The sequence below is a fragment of the Methanohalobium sp. genome (genome assembly GCF_018609725.1).
Lineage (GTDB): Archaea > Halobacteriota > Methanosarcinia > Methanosarcinales > Methanosarcinaceae > Methanohalobium.
Genome location: NZ_JAHENT010000107.1, coordinates 1 through 3,675, shown reverse-complemented (window position 1 = coordinate 3,675; position 3,675 = coordinate 1). Strand labels below are relative to the sequence as shown.

Sequence of the window (3,675 nt, the reverse complement as noted above, 5' to 3'; positions counted from 1 at the left end):
TCAATATCAAAAAAATTCAATGTTATGAACGTGGATCCTCATCCATTCATCACTTCTGGGTATATACATGGGGATTTAACTATAAGGATCGCAGGTAAACCTGGCAACTCAATTAATATGAGTTTGCTTGAAGGGGAGAAAGAGATATCGAGTATAAATTTAACTAGAAAACCAGGGCAACCCCAAACAGGGACAATTAATAATGTAACATTCGATTTAACAAAAAATTATAGTACCGTAACAGAGTACTACCCTAATAGTTCTCACGGAGCAAATCCTGCGTGGATAAATTTTTCTATGGACGATGGTTTTGAAATGGCCACCCATACATTTAATCCCCAAAAAAATGATTCTTATGAATGGAATACGAATCTCAATGCCCTCATGACCGGGCATGAAATGACATTCAAGTCTAGAGTATTCGATTTAGGGAGTGATAATATTGAGGCAATATGGAAGTGGGGTGACGGTACTTACACTGAAAAATCATATGAATCTCATTCTAGTCCAACTATGATTAAAGAAGAGATAAAGAAAAAATATTCTGGGAACGGGTCGTATGACCTAGTTTTAACTGCTGAAGATGAAGACGGTGCAACGCAAAAATATGTGACAACTATAAATCAAAGTAATGGAGCTTTATCTATAGATAACACAGCACCGGTTCCAGAACTTGGCGGAAATATCCAAGTTTCAGAGGATGAATCTTTTTCTATAGACCCAAAGATAGAAGAAAATAATCAAAATTTCGATTATTATTGGAGTGATGGTTCAGAGGATAGAATTCTGAAACATTCTTTTGGGCATGAAGGAACTTACCTCATATGGCTCAATGTTACTGACAGTGAGGGCGATTCTGGATGGGGATACACATTTGTTGAAGTAACTAATAATGTACCTTCTGTCGATATTGAAGGAAAGACCAAAGTCTTTGAAGATGAACAATTCAGACTAGATGCTATCGAGGAGGATAATAAATCTGACTCTATAGAATATTATTGGTATATGAATGATAAGGTTATCAAAACGGGTGAGTCAACAAATTATTCATTCCCAGACCAGGGAATATACACAGTTGAAATAAAAGTGATAGACGATGATGGTGAAACTGATGGATCATATCTTGAGGTAAATGTAGAAAATAAAGACCCAGAAGCAAAAACTCTTGAAGAATATTCAGCTTACGAAGAACAGACTTTTGTATTGAATGGAGATATTTCTAAAGATACTGATTCAGATAGACCTCTTCTCTCGTACGAATGGGAGATAGACGGTAAAACCCGGGTGGGAAAATGTCCTACTATCCAATTTTCCGAAAATGGTACCTACGAGGGGATTTTAACTGTCACCGATGATGATGGAGCCACTGACGCCACCTCATTTACTGTAAATGTAAAATATTTCAAAGAAACAGGTCCGGGTGGACCAAGCCAGATCTGGTCAGATGCTACAGTGGTAGGTAAGAAAATATGGGGCGGGGGAGAGGTAGGAAAAGTAGAGGTAACCGATTACTGGCAAAATATTTATTTCTCTAAAGATTTTGATGATCCAATAGTTATAGCAAAACCGTTAACCTATAATGGGGGAGATCCAGCTGTGGTAAGAATAAAGGATATAGGTAGAAACAAATTTAGGGCTAAAATCCAAGAGTGGGATAAAGAGGAGGGGCATACTACTGAAACCCTAAGTTATTTAGCTGTAGAGAAAGGTCATCAGGTGTTTAAGGATGGTTCTGAGGTTGAAGCAGGAATAATAGAAGATAAAAATCTTCGTCCTGGTGAATGGCACTCAGTTCAATTTGATAAACCTCTATCATCCGGTGAGGATGAGGTTATCGTATTTAGTTCAGTTACCACCTTTGAGGGAGGGCAAACAGTATGCACAAGAAATAAAGATGTCTCAGATGCTGGTTTTGAAGTTAAAATGCAGGAAAAGGAAGCTAATGCACAGTGGCATACTGAGGAGGATATTTCATATATAGCTTTCCATATAGACAATGCTCACCAACCTTATAACCAAAACCCTGGGACTAATTTACTTTACGATGATACTATAAATGGCGATGATGATAATAAAGGATTACCTGGAAATCGAGGTATTTACTTTTTAGCGGATATGCAGACAACAAATGGTGGTAATACAGCCAATCTTAGATATCACTATACAACCAATGAAATACATGTAGATGAAGAAACATCAGATGATAATGAAGTTAAACATGTAAGTGAAACAATTGGATTTATAGTCTTTGAACAACCAAATTTTGATAATATAGATCGCGGTACAACATCAGTAGACGAGAACTGGAGATATATTGATTTCGGTAAAAAGTATATGAAGCCGAGAGTAGTTGCTAAACCTTCAACCGAGCATGGCGGCCAACCAGCTACTGTCAGGATAAAGGATGTCACATCAGAGGGGTTCCATGTACAAATAGACGAATGGGACTATTTGAATGGCCCTCATAAATCAGAGAAGCTATCTTGGATGGTAGTTGAAAGTGGCCACCATTACCTTAAAAACGGGGGTGAAATAGAAGCAGGGATGATTAAACATCACTGTAGCTGGAAAGATGTAACATTCAATAAAAGCTTCCCGAATAAACCTATATTATTTTCATCTGTTACAACAAAAAAAGGTAGAGATGCTGTTTGTACAAGAGTTTCGGTTGAAAACCATAATGAGTTCAGCATAAGGATGAAGGAGCAGGAGGCCAATAATCAGAGGCATGCAATCGAAGCCCTCACATATATATCGATAGTCTCAGGGAGTAATAATAAATTCAAAACTGGGGTTAAATCCGATGTTGACCATGATTATAGTAAAATATCTTTTTCCTCACTTTCTGAAGAGGCTGTAATAATAGCAGATATGCAGACAACAAATGGAGGTAATCCTTGTACATTAAAAGTAAAAAACATAAATGATGACAGTTTTAAAGTTAGAGTACAGGAAGAATCATCGGAAGATGGTGAAACCTCACATTATGGTGAGGATGTTGGGTATTTAGTAATGAAAGATCATGATTCTGATGAGGATGGCTGGGCCGATGGAGATAATAATAGGATGGGGGTCCTAAAACTTACTGAAGTAAAACTTGAAGACGCGATGGTTTCAGGGAGTCAGAATAGTGTATACGTAGTAGCAGATGATGTTAGAAAATATCCGTCTTTTGGAGGAAAATGGTGGTTATGGGAAGATGAAAGTGCGTTCCCTAACTTGATAGTAGATAAGCGAGTAGAAACACAGAATAATGGCCAATTTTCTACTGATATAGATCTATTCATAGAAGATACGATGGTAGGCGAAACATTAGACTACAATGATTATATAGATCTAGATTGGAGGGTTCCAGAGGATGGAACTACAGTATATCACTTGAACATCCATGAATCGGATTACGGCTGTACACTGAGGTTTGAAGCTCATTCTATGGACTTCCCAGACCCGAATCCAAACGATCAAAATGCCGATTCTGAAGCAGACGGTCTCGATGAATCCGAAGAATATAAATTATCAAACGATCCTTTGATAGATGGTAGGGCATCACCCCTGAAACAGGAGATATTCGTCGAGGTGGACTGGATGAGCGGACATGAGATGAGGTATGCGGCTAAGTGGAAGGTGGGCACACGCTTCTTCGAGCAGGGGATCTGGCTGTATATCGATGACGGG

The 3,675-nt window shown here is 38.3% G+C and carries 1 protein-coding gene; it reads left to right on the top strand.

Annotation, left to right across the window (positions count from 1 at the left end; genetic code table 11):
- Nucleotides 1–297: 297 nt before the first annotated feature.
- Nucleotides 298–3,675 (top strand): PKD domain-containing protein (locus QZ276_RS07140; protein ID WP_292486625.1); only part of this gene is annotated, 3,378 nt, incomplete at its 3' end.